The 19,563-nt window shown below is 40.3% G+C and carries 17 protein-coding genes and 4 tRNA genes; 4 read left to right on the forward strand and 17 right to left on the reverse strand.

The window, feature by feature from the left end; all coding sequences use genetic code 11:
* Positions 1-470 precede the first annotated feature (470 nt).
* Genes hemC through hemY form a run of 4 tightly spaced genes read left to right on the forward strand, consistent with a single transcriptional unit; the run spans position 471 to position 4,666 of the window.
* Positions 471-1,412 carry a hydroxymethylbilane synthase gene (gene hemC, locus INT04_RS15185; protein ID WP_193016941.1) on the forward strand — a complete coding sequence of 314 codons (942 nt, stop codon included), beginning with the start codon at positions 471-473 and terminating at the stop codon, positions 1,410-1,412.
* Entirely contained in the window at positions 1,409-2,146 is a 738-nt protein-coding gene (gene hemD, locus INT04_RS15190; protein ID WP_193016942.1) for a uroporphyrinogen-III synthase, read from the forward strand. Before hemC ends, hemD begins: the two co-directional genes overlap by 4 nt.
* Positions 2,147-2,166: 20 nt before the next feature.
* A complete protein-coding gene (gene hemX / locus INT04_RS15195) occupies positions 2,167-3,441 on the forward strand; it encodes a uroporphyrinogen-III C-methyltransferase (protein ID WP_193016943.1) in 1,275 nt (424 codons plus the stop codon).
* A gap of 4 nt (positions 3,442-3,445) precedes the next feature.
* Positions 3,446-4,666, forward strand: a complete 1,221-nt coding sequence (hemY, locus tag INT04_RS15200) for a protoheme IX biogenesis protein HemY (protein ID WP_193016944.1) — start codon at positions 3,446-3,448, stop codon at positions 4,664-4,666.
* 76 nt (positions 4,667-4,742) lie between these two features.
* Here the strand turns inward: hemY and INT04_RS15205 are convergent, their stop codons facing one another.
* The 17 genes from INT04_RS15205 to wecA all read right to left on the reverse strand — a co-directional run bounded on the left by INT04_RS15205 (position 4,743) and on the right by wecA (position 19,561).
* Positions 4,743-5,051 carry a hypothetical protein gene (locus INT04_RS15205; protein ID WP_193016945.1) on the reverse strand — a complete coding sequence of 103 codons (309 nt, stop codon included), beginning with the start codon at positions 5,049-5,051 and terminating at the stop codon, positions 4,743-4,745.
* A gap of 938 nt (positions 5,052-5,989) precedes the next feature.
* Positions 5,990-6,066: transfer RNA gene (locus INT04_RS15210), tRNA-Pro, on the reverse strand.
* Positions 6,067-6,094: 28 nt separating this feature from the next.
* A tRNA-Leu gene (locus tag INT04_RS15215) sits at positions 6,095-6,181 on the reverse strand.
* 22 nt (positions 6,182-6,203) lie between these two features.
* Positions 6,204-6,279: transfer RNA gene (locus INT04_RS15220), tRNA-His, on the reverse strand.
* Positions 6,280-6,342: 63 nt separating this feature from the next.
* Positions 6,343-6,419, reverse strand: a tRNA-Arg gene (locus INT04_RS15225).
* 226 nt (positions 6,420-6,645) lie between these two features.
* A complete protein-coding gene (gene wecG, locus INT04_RS15230) occupies positions 6,646-7,383 on the reverse strand; it encodes a lipopolysaccharide N-acetylmannosaminouronosyltransferase (RefSeq protein ID WP_193016946.1) in 738 nt (245 codons plus the stop codon).
* Complete coding sequence (gene wzyE, locus INT04_RS15235; RefSeq protein ID WP_193016947.1) at positions 7,383-8,747, reverse strand: ECA oligosaccharide polymerase; 1,365 nt, start codon at positions 8,745-8,747, stop codon at positions 7,383-7,385. The genes wecG and wzyE overlap by 1 nt, the downstream gene beginning before the upstream one ends.
* Positions 8,744-9,829: a TDP-N-acetylfucosamine:lipid II N-acetylfucosaminyltransferase gene (locus INT04_RS15240; RefSeq protein WP_193016948.1), complete on the reverse strand. Its 1,086-nt coding sequence runs from the start codon at positions 9,827-9,829 to the stop codon at positions 8,744-8,746. The genes wzyE and INT04_RS15240 overlap by 4 nt, the downstream gene beginning before the upstream one ends.
* Positions 9,826-11,082, reverse strand: coding sequence for a lipid III flippase WzxE (gene wzxE / locus INT04_RS15245; RefSeq protein ID WP_193016949.1), 1,257 nt, complete (start codon positions 11,080-11,082; stop codon positions 9,826-9,828). Before wzxE ends, INT04_RS15240 begins: the two co-directional genes overlap by 4 nt.
* Positions 11,083-11,084: 2 nt before the next feature.
* Positions 11,085-12,215, reverse strand: coding sequence for a dTDP-4-amino-4,6-dideoxygalactose transaminase (rffA, locus tag INT04_RS15250; protein ID WP_193016950.1), 1,131 nt, complete (start codon positions 12,213-12,215; stop codon positions 11,085-11,087).
* 1 nt (position 12,216) lies between these two features.
* Positions 12,217-12,930, reverse strand: a complete 714-nt coding sequence (gene rffC, locus INT04_RS15255) for a dTDP-4-amino-4,6-dideoxy-D-galactose acyltransferase (RefSeq protein WP_193016951.1) — start codon at positions 12,928-12,930, stop codon at positions 12,217-12,219.
* Positions 12,908-13,789, reverse strand: a complete 882-nt coding sequence (gene rfbA / locus INT04_RS15260) for a glucose-1-phosphate thymidylyltransferase RfbA (RefSeq protein WP_088494036.1) — start codon at positions 13,787-13,789, stop codon at positions 12,908-12,910. Before rfbA ends, rffC begins: the two co-directional genes overlap by 23 nt.
* 20 nt (positions 13,790-13,809) lie before the next feature.
* Positions 13,810-14,883 carry a dTDP-glucose 4,6-dehydratase gene (rffG, locus tag INT04_RS15265; RefSeq protein ID WP_193016952.1) on the reverse strand — a complete coding sequence of 358 codons (1,074 nt, stop codon included), beginning with the start codon at positions 14,881-14,883 and terminating at the stop codon, positions 13,810-13,812.
* Complete coding sequence (wecC, locus tag INT04_RS15270; protein WP_193016953.1) at positions 14,874-16,136, reverse strand: UDP-N-acetyl-D-mannosamine dehydrogenase; 1,263 nt, start codon at positions 16,134-16,136, stop codon at positions 14,874-14,876. The genes rffG and wecC overlap by 10 nt, the downstream gene beginning before the upstream one ends.
* Positions 16,133-17,263 carry a non-hydrolyzing UDP-N-acetylglucosamine 2-epimerase gene (wecB, locus tag INT04_RS15275; protein WP_069369918.1) on the reverse strand — a complete coding sequence of 377 codons (1,131 nt, stop codon included), beginning with the start codon at positions 17,261-17,263 and terminating at the stop codon, positions 16,133-16,135. The genes wecC and wecB overlap by 4 nt, the downstream gene beginning before the upstream one ends.
* Before the next feature lie 126 nt (positions 17,264-17,389).
* Positions 17,390-18,448 (reverse strand): ECA polysaccharide chain length modulation protein, encoded by a 1,059-nt coding sequence (gene wzzE / locus INT04_RS15280; RefSeq protein ID WP_193016971.1) that lies wholly within the window; start codon positions 18,446-18,448, stop codon positions 17,390-17,392.
* A 24-nt stretch (positions 18,449-18,472) separates the two neighbouring features.
* Entirely contained in the window at positions 18,473-19,561 is a 1,089-nt protein-coding gene (wecA, locus tag INT04_RS15285) for a UDP-N-acetylglucosamine--undecaprenyl-phosphate N-acetylglucosaminephosphotransferase (protein ID WP_193016954.1), read from the reverse strand.
* Between the last annotated feature and the right edge of the window lie 2 nt (positions 19,562-19,563).

Consider the following 19,563-nt stretch of genomic DNA (forward strand, 5'->3'; position numbering starts at 1 on the left):
ACTGATTACTTTTCTTTATTTTTATTATTTTTCTTTTTTTTATTAAATAATAATTTTGTTAAATTTTATCGCGCTTTTATATATTAATAAATAATAACCAACAATGATAAGTTTAAAATAATGGTTGTTTTATCAATACGTTCAGATTAGTGATAACACATCCCTCTTCCCCTCCCCATAAAATGTTAACACCATTGACTTAATGTTCTAAATTTGTAAATAACCACACTTTTTATATAGATATAAAAAGAATAAAACTTGTAGAATAAATAAACCTATCGCAACTCATGGCTGTTTTACTTATTTTTTATTTCTTTTCTCTTTTTTTCTTTTTCAATTTCGTCCTCATTTCTTTCATTGTTATCACCTCACAAAACGCCTTAACTGGAAAATTGAGCCTTAAAGTGTTAAAACAATGACTTATTTCTAAACAAAAATATCGCTAATCGCTTGGAAGAGATAATACTATTATGTCAAAAAGTACCCTCCGTATTGCTACCCGCCAAAGCCCTCTTGCTATGTGGCAGGCACTTTATGTGAAAGAACAACTACAACTTGCTCATCCAAGTTTAATCGTCGAATTAATACCGATGGTCACTAAAGGTGATATCATTTTAGACACACCTTTGGCTAAAGTAGGCGGTAAGGGGCTTTTCGTAAAAGAATTAGAACTTGCACTGCTTGGATCTCGTGCAGATATTGCTGTTCATTCTATGAAAGATGTTCCTATTGATTTTCCAGAAGGCTTAGGATTAGTCACCATTTGTGAGCGTGAAGATCCCCGTGATGCCTTTGTTTCTAATCATTATAATTCTTTAGATCAACTTCCTGCAGGTAGTATTGTCGGTACCTCAAGCTTGCGTCGCCAATGCCAATTAAAAGCACAGCGCCCGGATCTCACTATTCGTGATTTACGTGGTAACGTCGGTACTCGCTTAGGTAAATTAGATAATGGCGATTACGATGCGATTATTCTTGCTGTGGCTGGCCTAAAGCGCCTTGGTCTTCATGAACGTATTCGCACCCCCTTATCTGCAGAACAATCCTTACCCGCAGTTGGACAAGGTGCTGTAGGCATTGAATGCCGTTTAGACGACAATGAAACTCGTCAATTATTAGACGCACTCAACCATACTCGTACCGCGATTTGTGTTAAAGCAGAGCGTGCGATGAATACCCGTCTTGAAGGCGGCTGCCAAGTTCCTATTGGAAGCTATGCAATTTGGCAGGATGATAAAATCTGGTTACGTGCATTAGTCGGATCACCGGATGGCGAAACTATTTTACGTGGTGAGCGTTTAGTTTCCCCACAAGAAGCTGAAACTGCAGGTATTTCACTGGCTGAAGAACTTTTAGATAAAGGCGCCAGAGCTATTTTAACTGCCGTATATCAAGGTAATGCACCGGCATGAGTATTTTAGTCACACGCCCCGATCCGGCAGGAAAAGCATTAACCCAGCGTTTAATTAATGCAGGGAAAATAGCATTTCAAGCACCGCTAATAGAAATAGTTGCAGGTCGTGAACTCTTTTTATTAGATGCTAAACTAAACAGATTAAAGGCGGGTGATTGTGTCTTTTTACTTTCTAAAAATGCGGTGTCATACGCAAACTGGCAACTAAATCAATTACAACAATCATGGCCAGATACGCTATCCTATTATGGAATAGGTCAAAGCACTGCAAAGGATTTTCAAGATTTAAGCCGTCTTTCTATTCACTATCCTGAACAAGGAGAAACCAGCGAAGATCTTCTTATACTTCCTGCGCTTAATCAGGTAAAAAATAAACGGATTTTACTGCTTAGAGGTAACGGTGGGCGTGACTTACTCGCAACAACATTACGTCAACGAGGGGCAATTGTTGATGAGTGCGAATGTTACCAACGTCTATTTATTCATTACTCTCCTGAAGATTTTGCCCTTCAGTGGGAAAAAGCACAGGTTGATACACTTGTTGTCACTAGCGGTGAAATGTTACAACAACTTTTTGATCTGGTCGCTGAATCTAAAAAAGCATGGCTGTTAAACTGCCATTTATTTGTGGTCAGTGAACGATTAGCAACAATAGCAAGAACATTAGGGTGGGAAACCGTCACCGTTGCTGAAAGTGCCAATAATGATGCTTTATTTCGTGCATTAATATAGAACCTAAATGAGACGCCGATATGACGGAACAGAAAAATACGAATGACAATGACTTGCCAAAAGATGCAGCTAAAGCTGATGAGAATGTCCGCTATCAGGAAGTCAAACCTGTTAATAACAAGCGCTCAGGTCTAATTGGAAGTGCTGTTGCTATCCTTGTTATTTTGGCAATTGGTGGTGGCCTTTACTATTACACCAATCAACAAGCTTCAAAGCTGAGTGTGGAAAATCAATCACTCAAGTCTGAACTTGCTCAATTACAACAGTTACAAAATACCTACCAACAGCGTTTTGATAATATTGATAGTATGTTTAGCTCACAAAAGCTGACTATTGATAACTTACAAAACGAGCGCCAAACCACTGAGCGCCAACTTCAAGATCTTCAAACTCGGTTTGCCGCTATTTCTAGTGCTGATGTTAAAAGTTGGCTATTAGCCCAAGCTGATTTTATGGTAAAGATGGCCGGTCGTAAGTTATGGAATGATCAGGATGTGGTTACCGCTGTCAGTTTACTGAAAGGCGCTGATAGCAGCTTGGCTGAAATGAACGATCCCAGTTTACTTGAAATTCGCCGTGCGATTAATGAAGATATCAGTAGTTTAGCCGCGCTAACCAAGATTGATAATGATGGCACTATTTTGCAATTAAATCAGTTAGCCAATCAGGTTGATAATCTGCGCTTAGCTGGCCTTGAGCGCAATGGCTCTCCGATGGATAAAAATGATGAAACCATTTCTGGCTCACTGTCAGACTGGAAACAAAATCTCAGTAAAAGCTGGAAAAGCTTTATGGATGATTTCATTACTATTCGTCGTCGTGATACTGAGGCGGTGCCTTTATTAGCACCAAACCAAGATATCTATTTACGTGAAAATATTCGTTCACGTTTATTAATTGCTTCTCAAGCCGTTCCTCGCCATCAAACCGAGATTTATCAACAATCACTTGAAGCCGTATCCACTTGGGTTCGTGCTTATTTTGATACCTCTGATCCTAGTACAACCGCATTTTTAGAGACGGTTTCTGAATTAGAGAAACAACCTATCACGTTGACAATGCCTGCTGAATTAAAAAGCCCAGTATTGTTAGAAAAACGTGTAGAAAGACAAATTCGTAATTTGCTGACACAAAATGAGTATACTCAGCCACAAGCTGTTGAAGTTGAAGCCGTTGAAGCCCAAGATGCTCAAGTGACTGATGCTGAAAATACAAACACTGAAACAACACAAGATGCGGTTGCAGCAGACAGTACGACAACGAATGCATCTTCTGTGACACAACAAGGAGAATAAGTTTATGTTAAAGATACTGCTCCTTTTTGTCGTCCTTATTGCAGGGATTATCTTTGGCCCAGTACTAGCAGGCCATCAAGGCTATGTGCTTATACAAACAGATGATTGGGATATTGAAACGAGTGTCACCAGCCTTGTCATTATGTTTATTTTACTGCAACTAGCATTATTGCTCATTGGTTGGAGCTACCGTCGCTTTATTGGTACAGGTTCAAAAGCCTATAGTTGGTTTTCTTTTCGTAAACGTAATCGTGCGCGTAAACAAACCAGCATGGCACTGATGAAATTAGCAGAGGGTGATTTTAAACAAGTTGAAAAACTGATGAGTCGTAATGCAGACTACGCAGAACAACCCGTTGTAAACTACCTGCTCGCCGCTGAAGCCGCACAACAACGTGGTGATGAATTTCGTGTTCAACAATATCTTGAACGTGCTGCCGAACTTGCCGATACCCATCAACTTCCTGTTGATATCACACGAGTCCGTATTTTATTGGCACAAAATGAAAACCATGCCGCGCGTACGGGTGTGGATGAATTATTAAATCAAGCCCCTCGTCACCCTGAAGTATTACGTTTAGCTGAAACAGCTTATACACGAACTGCAGCCTGGCAAGCATTGCTTGATATCATCCCTTCCATGCAAAAAATTGCACTACATACGGATGATGAATTAGCGCAATTACGTCAAAAAGCCTACATTGGTATTATGGGACAGAAAATGTCCGAAAATGGTTGTGATGGACTAAAAGATTGGTGGAAAGCGCAACCACGTAAAGTCCAACATGATAATGCACTACGCGTTGTTTTGGCTGAACATCTTATCGAGTGTAATGATCCTGATACAGCTCAATCGATCATCTTAGATGGGATAAAACGTCAGTATGATGAGCGATTGATCCTATTATTACCACGCTTAAAAAATACGGATACTAATGTAGTTTTAAAAGTGTTGAATACACTCATTAAGCAACATGGGCCAACACCGCTACTTAATAGCACATTAGGTCAGATTGCGATGCAACAAGGGCAATGGGTGCAAGCAGAAACGGCATTCCGTAATGCACTAAAACAGCGCCCTGATGTTCATGATTTTGCGTGGCTTGCTGATGCATTAGATAAACAGAAAAAATCTGAAGAATCTGCAAAAGTGCGCAAAGATGCATTATTAATGACACTCAAAAAAGATTCTATCATTTTTGAAGAGCCGAAAAAAAGCCAATAAACTCCCCCGAGATATTGCCTAATCGACTACGTTGAAAACCCTCTATATTGAGGGTTTTTTATTGGTTTTAAATCTATTATTGAAATAGCAACACGGCTTCAACACACAAGATCAAAAACACATACCCCCAAGCAATGCGATAAAACCGGCTCGGTATTCCTTTTGTGTTCTCTTGATTAAATGACAAGTAATATTTTCTTGCTTGGTAAAATATCGCGATATAAATCAGCGCAATTCCCTGACAGAGAAAAGCCACATACTTAGCCCATGATTTGCCACCAATAATGAGTATGATCAGGGGGATCAAAAAGAACAGTAAAGGACCAAACTTCTCGATTAGAAAAAGCCTTTCTTGCGCGAGATACGCTTTTTGTTTATTTATCATGATGGTGCTATCTCCAGTCTGCCCTAGCGCTGGATAATAACGTGATAACGCGATGAATACAAAATTGATAGGGGCTGGCTATACGCCCATAGAAAAAAACGCCTGTATAAAACTATACAGGCGCATAAATATACAATCAGGTCTACAGACGGATGGTGCCTCACTCAACGTTTCGTCCTGTTGATGATGAATGATGTTCATCGTTAACGTGGACGTAGGCACCGAATAATCGGCTCTGCATCATTCCTAGGTTTATGAAGTCAATGCTGTCATAAGGAGTGGAATGAGCATCTACAATAAAGATAATGCATTTAGCGTGCCACTTTTTATCTTTATCTTAATAAATTTACTTAGTGATATAAATAAAAGATAACTTATTGAATTTTAGTTTTCCTTTTCTGTTTCACTCATATTCGATGATAAAAAGGCCCTTCTTTATGCTTTCACAATGCTATTGCTAAATAGAAAAGAAAAAATAGGGCGACTATACGTCTCTATTTCACGACAAGAAACACAACCCATCTATTTAATAGAATTAAATCAATGGATTAAGTGTCACCTATTAGCGACATCAAAAATGCTAAGTGTTGGTATTTACCGACAACTTAAATTAAATCCATATATTTCATATAATTATAACTTCTATATTTCTATTTTTAATTCGTCTCTTTTAGAAGATAAAAATAAGGTAGTAAATTAAATTATTAATAACCCTTAAGTGATGAGACTCGATATCACATAAAAAGGATAATTTTATTTTTCTTGTTCAAGACCAAGAAAAGAAAATAAATAAAAAAGAGAACTATAGAAATAGGGGTAGAGACAGAGACAGAGACAGAGACAGAGACAGAGACAGAGACAGAATATAACGATTTTAACTAGTTGATCATAAACCGTAAAAACGAAAAAGCCCCGATAAAATCGGGGCTTTCTCTTATTGGTCGGCGAGAGAGGATTCGAACCTCCGACCCACTGGTCCCAAACCAGTTGCGCTACCAGGCTGCGCTACTCGCCGTCTGAATCACTGCTCTTATCTTGTTTATTGGTGCGAAGGGGGGGACTTGAACCCCCACGTCCGTTAGAACACTAACACCTGAAGCTAGCGCGTCTACCAATTCCGCCACCCTCGCATAAACAATAACTAAGATAAGATGGGGTGGCTAATGGGACTCGAACCCACGACAACTGGAATCACAATCCAGGGCTCTACCAACTGAGCTATAGCCACCATAACAGCTATCTTATTACTTCTTACAACAACATTCTTCACCGTAACTCTTAGCACGCTTATTGGCGCGCCCGACAGGATTTGAACCTGAGACCTCTGCCTCCGGAGGGCAGCGCTCTATCCAGCTGAGCTACGGGCGCTTCACGCCGTTGCGGGAGAGGATAGTACGGATTTACGCTCTGTCTGTCTAGTGCTTTTTGAAAAAAAAAGTTTGTTTGACGATAGTTTGTGCATTTCGTCGATAAATGGAGCGTTTTTACACACTAAACACCCCATTAGTATAATAATCAAACAATCCAAATGCGAGATAAAAGCATGAATAAATCATCTCACTCGTAAAATCCAACAAAAAACGCACTATTTCAATTACAGTTTATTAGAATAGTAGTACCCAACGAACTTTAACAGTTTAAATTGACGTCTAATTCGACTTGGTTGCGATAATAAACGATATAACCACTCTAACCCAAGATTTTGCCATGCTTTTGGTGCTCTCTTAACATGACCCGTAAACACATCATAAGTCCCACCCACGCCCATATACAATGCGTCAGGGTAAATCTCACGACATGCACGAATAAAGAGCTCTTGCTTAGGTGAACCCATAGCTATTGTCACTATTTTCGCACCAGAGGCTTTTATACGCTCAAATAACGCTTCTCTATCTTGTGGTGTGAAGTAACCGTTCTGACTCCCTACGATATTCACATTCCACTGTGCTTTAAGCTTATCTTCGGTTTGAGTAAGGATCTCAGGTTTACCGCCAATAAGAAAGACCGGTGTTCCCTCTTTTCCCGCCCTTTCCATTAGTGCTTCCCATAAATCCGCGCCGGCAATACGAGAAACATTTGCATCTGGATATTTACGGCGAATACCACGTACAACACTAATGCCATCAGCATAAAGATAATCAGCTTCATTAAGGAGCTCATTAAGCGCAGTATCTGTTTCTGCGGTTAGAATTTTTTCTGCATTAATCGCAATTAGAGATCCACTTTTTATTTGTGCTCCTTCATAGAGATAATCTAGGAAATGAGCCATATCGCGAAATCCCCAGATATTATGTCCGCGGATTGAATACTTCGGAATTGAATTGGGTCCCATTACTTTTCCTTTTTCTCTAAACGAGGTTCACTTTGTATCTGACGAGTCACGTAATTACGCACTAATCCCGCACTTTCAAATAGCCAATAAAGCAGTTTGGCCATGACTAAACATAAACCAAAAATGAGACAGAAGAACACCACACGAGAGACAAAGGAATCAACCCCTTCCCGTGCTAATACAATCATGTTAAAAATTGCCCCAAAGCAGAAAGCCTGCAAAATAGCAGATTTATAACGATTGCTCTCATTCAGCCCTTGCTGATACAGCCAATCAAACCATTTAATAATCAGTCCTACCACAATGGCGCCTAATGGGATAAACACAACACCTCCCATGACCACTAACGAACCAATTAATGTCGGTGAAATTGCTAGGCCTGAATGGTAATTAAGCACTTCCCATGTGAAGTAGTTTGCTGAATTGAGTACAACATCAGGGCGTTCTGGCCAAACCCAAGAAGGAATGAAGACGTAAAAATCACGAATAATGGGTGCGAGCCCCTGAAATTCAATTTTGTCATAGTTATCGAGCAACAACGCTAAATTCTCCCAAGGAGAGAATGTGTCACGCGTTAAATACAAGAAGGTATAGAAAGCCTCTGCGCCACTGACATCAAGTCCATAGCGCTTTAGTGCCAACCAGAACATCCCGACAATACTCATTACCCCTGCGGCAACCAGCATCCACAAGGTTATCCAGCCTCGAACAATGCCAATAAATAAAAAGAGTGCAAACGCGATAATGATATTCGCGCGAGTTCCGCCCACAATGATATAAGTTAAAATTCCGAAACCAACCGTTGCGCATAGAAAGAAAATCCAGCGTTGTTGTGTTGGTTTTAAGAAATACACCACCAGCATGGCGGGAATAAAAAAATAGAAAAAGCGCTTAAGTGCGACACCGGATACTTGGCTTGAAAAAATCTGACTATAGGTTTTGAGTTTAAAGAGTAAAAAACCATTTTGTAGGAAGAAAATACCTACCGTCACAAACGCAATCAATGCTAATAAGATCCAAGTGAGATTAGTTTCTACTCTATTCATCGTAAATAACGACCTAGAAGGGCCGCTAACCGGCTTTCTCAACCTCACCTTATAAGTGACATAATAAATGGCATAGAAGCTGGTAGAGGCTAATACCGCGTATAATAATGAATCAACAGGAACAACCGCGACATCAAATTGAAATACCAACATACAGGTCAGTGGAAAGCCAAAATAAAATGTCAGCAAATAAAGCATTGAGAAAAACACATTAAAATTAAAACGAACCCGACGAAACTCTTGATAAGTCAGTAATAAAATAAAGCTTAAGGAGATAAAATAAACGAGTGTTAACCCACCCAGTTCCGCCAATGTCATTGGGGTTCTCCTGTGCTCATCTCAATTAACTGCTTCCAGCCATCCGTAAAATTAGGCGCAAAAAAGGCAATATCTTGGCGATCAAGCATAAGTAATTGACGCTGAGCTTCTTCAATCAACGCAACATCTAATTTATCACCAGAGAAAAAGACAGGAACATTTTGCTCGGTTAAATCTTGCCAAAATGGATTTTGACGACTGATAACAAAAGGGATCGCAAACTGAATAAGGAGGCAAAGTGTACCGATACCTTGCTGACGATGAAAAATAAAATAGCCTAAATCACAGGTTTTCAACAATGTGAGATAATCATCGAACGCCAGTTTATCACGTAAAATTTCAACGTGATTATCAGGTAGAAGCTGATTAGCCGCTTGAGAAACTTCATCAATATATACGTGATTATTGTCAGGGTATCCCATTGGGATAATCACTTTTGCACGCGTTCCATATTGTTCCGCAATGGCTTTTAAGGCTTCGATATGGCGGTTTGATCTATCCCCTGAATTTCCCACAATAATGGTAATTTGTTGTGTATTAATGGACGTTTTTTCTGTCACCGTGAGTGCAGGGTCCATTCTAGTTGGAAAATAAAGCAAACTTGCTGGAATATTAACATTAAATTGTGCAAAGTAATTAAGATCACCTCGTGTACCAAAGACACGCCCTACCCGCTTTTGTGCAAGTTTACGAAGAAGATAGAAGAGCCTAAATTTTAATTGTTTAGAATCCTGATACAGATCAGCACCCCAAATATGCCACCAAAATTGATGCCGTTTAATTTTACCTGTCAGTAATGCCAACCAAATAGGCGCATTAAACTGGCCTAAAAAAAGGAATCGTTGATGAGTATCGGCTTTTGCTAATGTGACCACTCTCTGTGCAACCTGCTTTTTATCGGCTAAACATTCAATGTCTAAAGCTGGGTAGCTTTCTTGCAGTGAAGTATCTTTACTGGCAACGATAAAACGAGGTTTATACGTTAATCCCGCCTCAGTCACGAGGTGGTCGTTAAAAAACCGTAACATTGTGTTGTTATGATGCACAATGTCTGAACCTAGTACGTAAATCAAAGTTGTCATTTGCGCCTGCAATAAATCACGAAAACAGAACTACAGAGAAGGAAGTAAATAATGTATGTTGCCATATAGGCTTGGGCTGCACCCAGTGCGCCATGTTCAGGAATAAGCCAACGTGAAAATAGCGTTAATAAAGCAAACTGACTTATTTCTGTAAGGATATAAAAACGTAGTGCCGCTTTTGCAATGACAAGATAACCAAAGACATAAGCGCCTACCTTTAAAACATCACCAACAAGTTGCCATGCAAATAAATCACGCATAGCAACAAATTGATCAGAAAAAAGTAACCAAATCGCGAAATCTCTGAGCAACCACACCATGAAACTAGCCGCGGCAACCGCAGGAAGTACAAACTTCAGTGATTTCACTATTTCTTTAGTAATATCACTCTTTTGCGTTAATCGAGAGAGTGTTGGCAATAAATAAACCGAAAAAGAGGCCGTAATAAACTGCAGGTAAGCATCTGAAATACTGCTCACACCTTGCCAAATCCCAACGTCATCCCAGCTGTAGTGTGCAGCAAGCAGATTACGCATCATGATGTAAGCCACTGGCAACGTAATCGATGTCAGTAAAGCCATAATAGTAAACTTACCCAGATGGCTTGCTATTGCCTTATCCCAATGCGGTTTCAGCTCACTCAACGCAAAGCGCTTACGTTTTAATACTATTACTGTAGCAGGAAATAAGATCAGCGCAGGGACTAACGCAAGTCCAATCAGCGCACCGTGATAGCCCGCAAATAAATAACACAAATAATAAGCAACAACCCCAATAAGGCTTCCTGCAATTATCGATAGCGCATTACCTGCAGCATCACGATAACCTTTTAATATGGCAAGGAAATAATTGCTATACGCGATCCCCATTTGAATAAAAGCAACGGCTCTTACAATATCTTGATACTGCTGATAATTATCATCAAATAGGACGTGGCTAATGGGTGCAGCAAAAATCAGAAACAAAATAGCTAATAGTGTGGAAAACAGCAGGATCATAGATGATGAAGTCCCTAACACCTTTTTACGTTGGAGATCATCATCTTGATATTGTGCGATTAATTTTGTCACACCATTAAAAATACCTGCACCCGATAAAACACCTAACACGGTGATTAACTGGCGAAAGTTACCCGCTAATCCAACCCCTGATGGGCCAAAAGAAACGGCTAGTAATTTAACGACAAGCAGACCAGCCCCGATTTTTATCAGGGTTGATCCGGCTGTCCAAACTGACGCTTTGGCTAATGACATAATTAAGCAAAGAAGTCACTGATATGGCTAATAACCGTTTGTTGTTCTTCTTCTGTCATATTGTAGAACATAGGTAAACGCACTAAACGCTCACTTTCTTGCGTAGTGAAAATATCTTCACCATCAAAGCGACCAAATTTTATGCCCGCAGGACTTGTATGTAATGACACATAGTGGAATACCGTTAATACACCGTGCTCTTTCATGTAGTCATTAAACGCGGTACGTTGCTCGATATCTTTCAGTTTGATATAGAACATATGCGCGTTGTGTTCTAATCCTTCAGGAACGATTGGAAGCGCTAATAAGTCTTTTTCTGCTAATGGTGTCAATGCATCATAGTAAATCTGCCAAAATGCTAAACGACGCTCATTAATCTTTTCAGCTTCTTCGAGCTGAGCCCACAAGTAGGCTGCTTGTAAGTCTGACATTAAATAGCTAGAACCAATATCACGCCAAGTATATTTGTCTACCTGACCACGGAAAAATTGGCTACGATTAGTGCCTTTCTCACGGATAACTTCTGCGCGATTAATTAAATCAGGATCGTTAATCAGCGTTGCACCGCCCTCACCGCCTGATGAGTAGTTTTTAGTTTCATGGAAGCTATAGCAACCAAGATGACCTATTGTGCCAAGAGCCTTACCTTTGTAAGTTGACATGACACCTTGTGCAGCATCTTCAATCACAAATAGATTATGCTTTTTCGCAATCGCCATAATCGTATCCATTTCACACGCAACTCCCGCGTAATGAACAGGCACGATAGCGCGAGTTTTATGGGTAATAGCCGCTTCAATTTTTGTTTCATCAAGATTCATGGTATCTGGACGAATATCAACAAAAACAATGGTTGCACCGCGTAATACAAACGCATTAGAGGTCGAAACAAAGGTAAAACTTGGCATAATGACTTCATCACCAGGCTTGATATCTAATAAGATAGCAGCCATTTCAAGCGATGCCGTACAAGATGGTGTTAACAGCGTTTTATGACAATGAAATTGTTCTTCTAACCACTTTTCACATTTTTTTGTGAAATTGCCATCACCACAGAGCTTGCCACTTTCCATAGCTTGTTTCATGTATTCTAATTCTGTGCCGACAACCGGTGGTTTATTAAACGGAATCATATTATCCCCTGTATAACCAATAAGTGGTGCTCTCTATTAAGCCCCCACTGTGTGTATATAAACGCGAAGCTGCAATATTGCTGATCTGAGTTGCCACATATAAGGTTGAAATACCTTGTTGTTGACACCAGAACTTCGCGACCGACATCAGTTGTTTACCAATGCCTTGTCCTGTTCTGTTGGGCATTACAGCCAGTAATCCCACTCTTGCTTCACATTCAGAGATTCGACGTAAGGTCACAAAACCACTCACGTTATTTTCAGCATCACATGTCAGCAAGCAAATATTATCGAACGTACCTAATACGGCCTTTTTAACCCATAATCCGTAAAAGCGACTACTATCACCTTCCTGATACCACGGTGATCTAAAACGACTTTGTACAAAAGCCTCTGATGCAGCGGTCATCAATAAATCGATATCGCCTTCATTGGCATCTCTAAAACAACATTCAGGTGCTTTCTTACAAGCATTTTCTGTGCCAATTGGAAGTTTAAAATCAATTTCACCTTCCGCAAATTGAAAACCTAATTGGCTCAGTTTATCGATAAGAGAAAGCTCATGAGACGCGACTTTTGCTTGAACGATGGCAAATATATCAAGCTGTTTGCTTGTTAAGACGGGCGCTTGTGTATCAAACTCAAGACGCCCTGTTTTGAGTGAGAAATACTCACTTTCCCACTCAAGATAATTAATATTGGCGAGGACGGACATGTAATAAATCCAATAGATAGCGACCATAACCTGTTTTAGACAGTGATTTTGCGCTTTCTCTTACTTGATCATCACTAAGCCAGCCATTACGCCAAGCAATCTCTTCAAGACACGCCACTTTAAATCCTTGGCGCTTCTCAACAGTTTGAACGAAAGTACTGGCCTCGATTAAACTGTCATGTGTGCCCGTATCTAACCACGCAAAACCACGCCCCAGTAGTTCAACGTTAAGCTCGCCACATTCGAGATACATCTGATTAATCGACGTAATTTCTAACTCACCACGAATCGAAGGTTTGACGCGTTTGGCAAAATCAACCACTCGGTTATCGTAGAAATAAAGCCCTGTTACAGCCCAATTAGATTTAGGTTGTTCAGGTTTTTCTTCTATTGATAACACTTTAAAGTCATCATCAAATTCAACAACACCAAATCGTTCCGGATCCATCACTTGATAGCCAAATACAGTTGCACCCCGTTCACGTTGTGCAACTTGTTTCAGTTTCGGACTAAATCCTTGACCAAAATAGATATTATCGCCTAACACTAAACAGCAATGGTCATCACCAATAAATTCCTCACCTAAAATAAAGGCTTGGGCTAAGCCATCAGGTGACGGCTGAATTTTATATTGAAGATGAACTCCAAATGCAGAACCATCGCCCAATAAGCGTTGAAATGACGTGATGTCATCTGGTGTTGTGATGATCAAGATATCTCTAATACCAGCGAGCATCAGAACTGAAAGCGGATAATAGATCATGGGCTTATCATAGATAGGCAATAACTGTTTCGACACCCCTTTGGTTATCGGATGCAGTCGTGTACCAGAACCACCCGCTAGAATAATACCTTTCATCATTTATCCTTTTTACTTAATCAGTTTCCAAGCCCTAAACGTTCACCTGCATAAGAGCCATCAAGCACGCGTTTCCACCAAGTTTCGTTATTTAAATACCACAAAACAGTTTTACGAATACCAGATTCAAATGTCTCTTCAGGTTTCCAGCCTAATTCAGCTTCAATTTTCGCTGCATCAATTGCATAGCGCAGGTCATGACCTGGTCTGTCTTTTACATACGTAATTAAATCAACGTATTGAGCAACACCATCTGGTTTAGCGGGATATAGCTCTTCTAATAGTGTGCAAATGGTTTTAACAACATCAATATTACGACGTTCATTATGACCGCCAATATTGTAAGTTTTACCCGGTGTTGCCGTTGTCGCCACTAAATAGAGGGCTCGCGCATGGTCTTCAACATAGAGCCAATCACGAATTTGTTCACCTTTACCATAGACAGGTAATGGCTTTCCTGAAATCGCATTTAAGATAATTAATGGAATTAATTTTTCAGGAAAATGGTAAGGACCGTAGTTATTTGAGCAGTTTGTGATCACGGTTGGTAAACCGTAAGTACGCAGCCAAGCACGAACTAAATGGTCGCTTGACGCTTTGGAAGCAGAATATGGGCTACTTGGCGCATAAGGCGTAGTTTCAGTAAAGAAATCATCTGTACCTTCTAAATCGCCATACACTTCATCTGTTGAGATATGATGGAAACGAAATGCCGTTTTCTTCGCTTCAGGCAGAACTTGCCAAAAGTGGCGAGCGGCTTCCAATAAGATGTAAGTACCCACAATATTGGTTTCAATAAACGCAGCAGGCCCATCAATAGAGCGATCAACATGGCTTTCTGCTGCTAAGTGCATAACAACATCTGGCTGATATTGAGCAAATAAGCGATCAAGCTCAGCGCTATCACAAATATCGACTTGCTCAAACGCATAGCGTTCGCTATTAGCGACAGTTGCCAATGACTCTACATTACCGGCATAAGTCAGCTTATCGACCACAACAACGCTGTCGTTGGTATTTTCAATAATATGTCGAACAACAGCAGAGCCGATAAAACCGGCTCCACCTGTGACTAGAATGCGTTTCAACGCCATACTCCTTTAGTATCTACAATCCATTTTTGAGTGACTTTGCTACCTGAGATCGCTTTAAATTGCTGATGATCAACGAGCATTAAGACAATATCAGCGTCTTTTAATGCTTGCTCAGTTGACACTAACTCCGTGATCCCTTTCAATTTTGTTGGTAACTCATGAATATTGGGTTCAACCGCCCATGTTGTACCGCTGTGCCAATCTGCCACTTGTTTTGTGATATTCATGGCTGGGCTTTCACGTAAATCATCAATATTTGGCTTAAAAGCTAAACCAAAGCAAGCAATCTTGATTTCATTAGCTCGTTTGCCGGTCTCTGTCAGACAATCTGCAACAGCAGCTTTAACTTGATCAATTACCCATACAGGTTTGCCATCATTGACTAAACGCGCAGTGTGAATTAAACGAGATTGTTTTGGGTTTTGTGACACGATAAACCAAGGGTCAACTGCAATACAGTGTCCACCAACGCCTGGGCCTGGTTGTAAAATATTGACGCGTGGATGGCGGTTCGCCAAGCTAATTAGCTCCCACACATTGATATCTTGGTCAGCGCAGATCAGCGATAATTCGTTAGCAAATGCAATATTAACATCGCGGAAGCTGTTTTCCGTTAGCTTACACATTTCTGCGGTACGCGCATTGGTGATAACACATTCACCTTCGAGGAAAATTTTATACAATTCGCTCGCACGCTCTGACGATTTACGGTTCATTCCGCCTACAACACGGTCATTACGAATAAGCTCAATCATTACTTGACCCGGTAATACACGCTCAGGGCAATAAGCTACATCAATATCAGCATCTTCACCTTGTTGATGAGGAAAGGTTAAATCAGGACGAGCTTCCGCTAACCACTCTGCCATTTGTTCTGTAGAGCCAACTGGTGAGGTTGATTCTAGAATAATCAAGTCGCCTTTTTTAAGCACAGGCGCAATAGAGCGTGCCGCGGCTTCAACATAAGCTAAATCAGGCTCATGATCACCTTTAAACGGTGTCGGTACGGCAATAAGATAAGCATCTGCTGGCTGTGGCGTGGTGTAGGCTTTTAAATGCCCCTCTTCAACCGCTTGTTTGACAACTTTATCAAGATCAGGCTCAACAATATGAATTTGACCTTTATTAATCGTATCAACCGCATGCTGATTAACATCAACACCGATAACGCTTTTTTTACGAGAGGCAAAGGCTGCCGCTGTAGGTAAACCAATATAGCCGAGGCCGATAACAGAAATAGTTTCAAAACTCATAATGTCACCTGATTTTTTTTCAATGCTTCAAGAATACGCTGGCAGGCATGTCCATCACCATAAGGGTTTGTTGCTTTACTCATTTGGTGATACGCATTTTCGTCTGTCAATAAAGAGGTTACTTCGCTCACAATACGTTTAGTGTCTGTTCCTACTAAACGAACAGAGCCTGCTTCAACAGCCTCTGGACGTTCTGTAGTATCTCGCATTACAAGAACAGGCTTACCGAGTGAAGGGGCTTCTTCTTGTATCCCCCCCGAGTCAGTTAAAATAAGGTAAGCATGATTCATTAAATAAACGAAAGGGAGATAATCTTGTGGCTGTATCAGCTTAATGTTGTCAATACCATGAAGAATGCGCTGAACAGGCTCACTTACATTAGGGTTTAAGTGGACAGGATAGACAACTTCAACATCAGGATGCGCTAATGCAATTTCAGCTAAGGCTTGACAAATACGCTCAAAACCACCACCAAAGCTTTCTCGACGATGCCCTGTCACCAAGATCATTTTTTTGTCTGGTTGGATAAATGGATAGTTTACAGCAAGCTCATTTAAGAGTGTTTGATTGCCCATCACTCTGTCGCTTACCCAAAACAATGCATCAATAACAGTATTTCCGGTAACAAAAATATTTTTATCTGCAACCGCTTCGCGCACCAGATTTAATTTTGCTGTCTCTGTTGGTGCGAAATGATACATGGCAAGATGCCCTGCAATGGTACGGTTAGCTTCTTCTGGCCACGGTGAATAGAGATTGCCTGTACGCAATCCTGCTTCTACATGACCAACCGGAATCCGTTGATAAAATGCGGCTAAACTTGCTGCCATGGTTGTTGTTGTATCACCATGCACCAAAACAACATCAGGTTGGAATGATGCTAATACCGGTTTTAACCCTTCTAAAATACGACAGGTAATATCCGTTAAATCTTGTCCTGGTTTCATAATATTGAGATCATAATCTGGTTTGATCTCAAAAAGATTTAATACCTGATCAAGCATTTCTCGATGTTGGGCCGTAACACATACCTTCGCTTCAAACGAATCATCATTTGCTAAAGCGTGCACTAAAGGTGCCATTTTTATCGCTTCAGGGCGTGTGCCAAAAACAGTCAACACTTTCACAGTGGCTCTCTTTTTTTCGTTGTTATATCGCTTATTTTTGGGAAAGCAATATGCCCTTATACTCAGTACATCAGGTGTTAAAACACCTGATGTCTCGTTATTGTCATCAATGACAAAATATTATTATTATTTTTTTAATGAGCTACGTCTTACTAGTGCAACACCTGCACCGGCTAATACGCCGATTGCGCCCCAAAGCACCATCATAAAGGCACGACGAGGACTATCACGTTTTACAGGATCTTCAGGAGTACGTAGAAAGCGGTAAGTTTGGAAGTTATCTTGTAATTTTGCGCCCACAGCAAGGGTCGCTAACATTGCCGTATTCTGATCATAATCACTATCAAAATCAGCACCTGTCGCCATTAATGTTTCTAGCTGTGATTGCAACAAAGGAACGCCTAACAGAAACAATTTAGAATCCGGTAACTCATCAATTGCAATGGATGTCTGTTTTTGAGAAATACCTTGTTTCTCAGCCACTTTTATTGATTGCTCTAATAAGTTAATTTGGCGTTGATAAGCGGCTTGAGCAGCCATTTCTTGGCGTTTAACTAACGCTTTCATTGACTGTGTTCTTGTTGCCCAGGCTGTTATCACTTCATCATTAAGATGGGTAGATGCTCTTTTATTAGCGAAAGCAATATACTCATTTAATAATTGGCTTGCCTCTTGTGAGGATTCAGCAATAAGCCTTAGTTGATCATTAACTAATTTTTTCTCATCCGAAGGCGTAAATTGAATATTGTTAATTAACTCATCCAATAATGCCGCATTAGCCTGCTCATCACTCTCTTTACGCTGTTTGAAATAATCTGTTTGTAACCAAAACTCACGGCGTGTATCAAAAGCAGCAATTTGAGTGATGAACTCTTGATACGCTTCATCAGAAATACTTAACGCTGATGTTTGTGCTGATGGATTTATTTGTGTATCAAGGTTACGCAAAAACTGAGATTGTGAATAATAACTCCCTAAGTTATTTATCGTTGGCTTCTCTGTCATTGCGATTGCACTCCATTTAGGTTGCATCAAATAAGATGCCCCGAGTGCAATCAGTGCAAAAAGCAGAGCGAACCCTATAATCCAGCTTTTTCCTGACCAAAGTGCACAACAAAGACCTCGAATGTCGAGTTCATTATCTGGCTGATTACCCTGTCGGGAGGCGTTATTTTCCGAGTTCATCACGTTAAAAAACCTCTGCTTATATTAATGCTGTTGTGTTGCTCTACGTAAGCGACGCTTATGTCGTTTAATAAAACGGGCGACTCGCCACGCGCGTTTAATGCAATAACCGTACATAACAAATGCAAGCAAGAATAATGCCAACATGAACCATTCAGGAACAAATGATAGGTTTTGACCGATAATACCAATTGCTGCCAATAACGCAGCTGCCGCTGTAATTAAAATAAAGGCTTGGCGAGAAGTAAAACCGGCTCGCATGATTAAGTGATGAATATGTTGACGGTCTGGCGAGAAAGGACTCATCCCTTTGCGTAAACGGCGATACATAATTGCCACCATATCCATAAGAGGAATCGCAATTATCCATAACGCAGTCACCGCTTTAACAGGGCGTGGTTGAGTTTGTGTTGATGCAACCAAAAGCCAAATAATGGTAAATCCGATCAGTGTACTGCCCGCATCGCCCATAAAGACTTTAAATTTCTTACCACAAATACCTAAATTTAAAAGGATATAAGGCAAAATTGCAGCAATAAATGAGAAACACCAGAAGGCGAGCGCTGAATTACCACTTTGGTATAATAAAATACCCAATGCGCCAAAAGAAACGCAAGAAAGCCCGCCTAATAACCCATCAATACCATCAACCATATTGAAGGCGTTGATTGCGGCCCAAACAGCGAAAAGCGTAACAATATAGCCAAAAGGTCCTAAATGCATTTCCCAAGGACCAAAAGCATGACCGAGAGTATCGAGTTTTAACCCTGCCCCCACCATCATCACTATCCCAACAAAAGCTTGAATCGTTGCTCTTATCTTGACGCTAATATCGAAACGATCATCTAACGCACCGATAAATACAAGAAGTCCCGCACATCCCAAATACAATTCCTTATGAGGAATATAAATATTTGAAATATAAAATGCGAAAACAATACCAAAATAGACTGAAATCCCACCCACAAGAGGGATCAATCCATGATGTTTTTTACGATAATTCGGTTTATCCACGAGTCCAATTTTCTTTGCAACTTTACGAGCCAAAAATAAAAATGCGAAAGAAAATAAGAACACATAAAAAACGCTTGTGCTCATTTTTAGTATATCCACAG

This window comes from Proteus sp. FME41, from assembly GCF_014897315.1.
Lineage (GTDB): Bacteria > Pseudomonadota > Gammaproteobacteria > Enterobacterales > Enterobacteriaceae > Proteus.

Excerpts from the sequence above, each read along its gene's own strand:
- hemC (WP_193016941.1), top strand. The coding sequence starts at position 471 with ATGTCAAAAAGTACCCTCCGTATTGCTACCCGCCAAAGCCCTCTTGCT.
- hemD (WP_193016942.1), top strand. The coding sequence starts at position 1,409 with ATGAGTATTTTAGTCACACGCCCCGATCCGGCAGGAAAAGCATTAACC.
- hemX (WP_193016943.1), top strand. The coding sequence starts at position 2,167 with ATGACGGAACAGAAAAATACGAATGACAATGACTTGCCAAAAGATGCA.
- hemY (WP_193016944.1), top strand. The coding sequence starts at position 3,446 with ATGTTAAAGATACTGCTCCTTTTTGTCGTCCTTATTGCAGGGATTATC.
- INT04_RS15205 (WP_193016945.1), bottom strand. The coding sequence starts at position 5,051 with ATGATAAATAAACAAAAAGCGTATCTCGCGCAAGAAAGGCTTTTTCTA.
- wecG (WP_193016946.1), bottom strand. The coding sequence starts at position 7,383 with ATGGGACCCAATTCAATTCCGAAGTATTCAATCCGCGGACATAATATC.
- wzyE (WP_193016947.1), bottom strand. The coding sequence starts at position 8,747 with ATGACATTGGCGGAACTGGGTGGGTTAACACTCGTTTATTTTATCTCC.
- INT04_RS15240 (WP_193016948.1), bottom strand. The coding sequence starts at position 9,829 with ATGACAACTTTGATTTACGTACTAGGTTCAGACATTGTGCATCATAAC.
- wzxE (WP_193016949.1), bottom strand. The coding sequence starts at position 11,082 with ATGTCATTAGCCAAAGCGTCAGTTTGGACAGCCGGATCAACCCTGATA.
- rffA (WP_193016950.1), bottom strand. The coding sequence starts at position 12,215 with ATGATTCCGTTTAATAAACCACCGGTTGTCGGCACAGAATTAGAATAC.
- rffC (WP_193016951.1), bottom strand. The coding sequence starts at position 12,930 with ATGTCCGTCCTCGCCAATATTAATTATCTTGAGTGGGAAAGTGAGTAT.
- rfbA (WP_088494036.1), bottom strand. The coding sequence starts at position 13,789 with ATGAAAGGTATTATTCTAGCGGGTGGTTCTGGTACACGACTGCATCCG.
- rffG (WP_193016952.1), bottom strand. The coding sequence starts at position 14,883 with ATGGCGTTGAAACGCATTCTAGTCACAGGTGGAGCCGGTTTTATCGGC.
- wecC (WP_193016953.1), bottom strand. The coding sequence starts at position 16,136 with ATGAGTTTTGAAACTATTTCTGTTATCGGCCTCGGCTATATTGGTTTA.
- wzzE (WP_193016971.1), bottom strand. The coding sequence starts at position 18,448 with ATGAACTCGGAAAATAACGCCTCCCGACAGGGTAATCAGCCAGATAAT.